Below are 365 nucleotides of genomic sequence, written 5' to 3' on the forward strand. Positions count from 1 at the left end.
CTGAATATAGAAATATTATGAAAGGTGATCCCATTTCCCTTTACAAGGGAATGGTGGCATCAGTGATGCTGGAAAGCTTTCTGTTCTATAGCGGCTTTTATTACCCACTCTACTTTTATGGTCAAGGTAAGTTGATGCAATCAGGGGAAATTATCAACTTAATTTTAAGAGATGAGGCTATTCATGGAGTATATGTCGGGCTGCTAGCTCAGGAGATTTATAATAAGCAACCTGCCAATGTACAAGATGAATTACATAAGTGGACAATCAATCTATTGAGTGCTCTATATGAAAATGAATGCGACTATACAGAAGATGTATACGATCAAGTAGGACTATCAAGTGATGTGAAAAAGTTCATTCGT

The 365-nt window shown here is 36.7% G+C and carries 1 protein-coding gene; it reads left to right on the forward strand.

Going from position 1 to position 365, the window contains the following annotated elements; genetic code table 11:
• Window positions 1-17: 17 nt before the first annotated feature.
• On the forward strand, window positions 18-365 hold a 348-nt coding region (locus SB822_RS55440; protein ID WP_410858887.1), incomplete at its 3' end, for a ribonucleotide-diphosphate reductase subunit beta.

Origin of the sequence: Paraburkholderia sp. SIMBA_054, assembly GCF_046534875.1 — a bacterium.
GTDB lineage: Bacteria > Pseudomonadota > Gammaproteobacteria > Burkholderiales > Burkholderiaceae > Paraburkholderia > Paraburkholderia hospita.